This is a genomic window from Limosilactobacillus alvi (assembly GCF_016900115.1).
GTDB classification, from domain to species: Bacteria; Bacillota; Bacilli; order Lactobacillales; family Lactobacillaceae; genus Limosilactobacillus; species Limosilactobacillus alvi.
In genome coordinates this window covers 1-1,742 of sequence record NZ_JACJJQ010000077.1, presented here as the reverse complement: position 1 = coordinate 1,742, position 1,742 = coordinate 1, and the positions used below count along the sequence as shown (strand labels likewise).

Genomic DNA, 1,742 nt, shown 5'->3' with positions numbered 1-1,742 from the left:
TTGAGAGGTAAACCCCTCAAAACTGAACAAAGTTTCAACGCTGTGTAGGTTTCCGATTAATTCCTTAGAAAGGAGGTGATCCAGCCGCAGGTTCTCCTACGGCTACCTTGTTACGACTTCACCCCAGTCATCTGCCCTGCCTTAGGCGGCTGGCTCCAAAAGGTTACCCCACCGACTTTGGGCATTGCAAACTCCCATGGTGTGACGGGCGGTGTGTACAAGGCCCGGGAACGTATTCACCGCGGCATGCTGATCCGCGATTACTAGCGATTCCGACTTCGTGCAGTCGAGTTGCAGACTGCAGTCCGAACTGAGAACGGTTTTAAGAGATTAGCTTGCCCTCGCGAGTTCGCAACTCGTTGTACCGTCCATTGTAGCACGTGTGTAGCCCAGGTCATAAGGGGCATGATGATCTGACGTCGTCCCCACCTTCCTCCGGTTTGTCACCGGCAGTCTCACTAGAGTGCCCAACTAAATGCTGGCAACTAGTAACAAGGGTTGCGCTCGTTGCGGGACTTAACCCAACATCTCACGACACGAGCTGACGACGACCATGCACCACCTGTCATTGCGTCCCCGAAGGGAACGCCCTATCTCTAGGGTTGGCGCAAGATGTCAAGACCTGGTAAGGTTCTTCGCGTAGCTTCGAATTAAACCACATGCTCCACCGCTTGTGCGGGCCCCCGTCAATTCCTTTGAGTTTCAACCTTGCGGTCGTACTCCCCAGGCGGAGTGCTTAATGCGTTAGCTGCGGCACTGAAGGGCGGAAACCCTCCAACACCTAGCACTCATCGTTTACGGCATGGACTACCAGGGTATCTAATCCTGTTCGCTACCCATGCTTTCGAGCCTCAGCGTCAGTTGCAGACCAGGCAGCCGCCTTCGCCACTGGTGTTCTTCCATATATCTACGCATTCCACCGCTACACATGGAGTTCCACTGCCCTCTTCTGCACTCAAGTCATCCAGTTTCCGATGCACTTCTTCGGTTAAGCCGAAGGCTTTCACATCAGACTTAGAAAACCGCCTGCGCTCGCTTTACGCCCAATAAATCCGGATAACGCTTGCCACCTACGTATTACCGCGGCTGCTGGCACGTAGTTAGCCGTGACTTTCTGGTTGAATACCGTCAATACTAGAACAGTTACTCTCTAGCATGTTCTTCTTCAACAACAGAGCTTTACGAGCCGAAACCCTTCTTCACTCACGCGGTGTTGCTCCATCAGGCTTGCGCCCATTGTGGAAGATTCCCTACTGCTGCCTCCCGTAGGAGTATGGACCGTGTCTCAGTTCCATTGTGGCCGATCAGTCTCTCAACTCGGCTACGCATCATTGCCTTGGTAAGCCATTACCTTACCAACAAGCTAATGCGCCGCAGGCCCATCCAGAAGTGATAGCCGAAACCATCTTTTAAACATTAACCAGGCGGTTAATGTTGTTATGCGGTATTAGCACTTGTTTCCAAATGTTGTCCCCCGCTTCTGGGCAGGTTGCCTACGTGTTACTCACCCGTCCGCCACTCGTTGGTAAACCAACGTCAATCAGATGCAAGCATCATCAATCAGTTGGGCCAACGCGTACGACTTGCATGTATTAGGCACACCGCCGGCGTTCATCCTGAGCCAGGATCAAACTCTCATATAAAACAAGAATTTGAGATAGCTCTCAAAAATAAATTAAGCGAATTGACTTCGCAAATGTTTTGCCTCGATCATTAAGATCAAGGACCCTACACATTTGATT

The 1,742-nt window shown here is 51.4% G+C and carries 1 rRNA gene; it reads right to left on the bottom strand.

Annotated features, from left to right (window positions below):
* Positions 1–68: 68 nt before the first annotated feature.
* Positions 69–1,643, bottom strand: a 16S ribosomal RNA gene (locus tag H5993_RS09095).
* Positions 1,644–1,742: the final 99 nt, after the last annotated feature.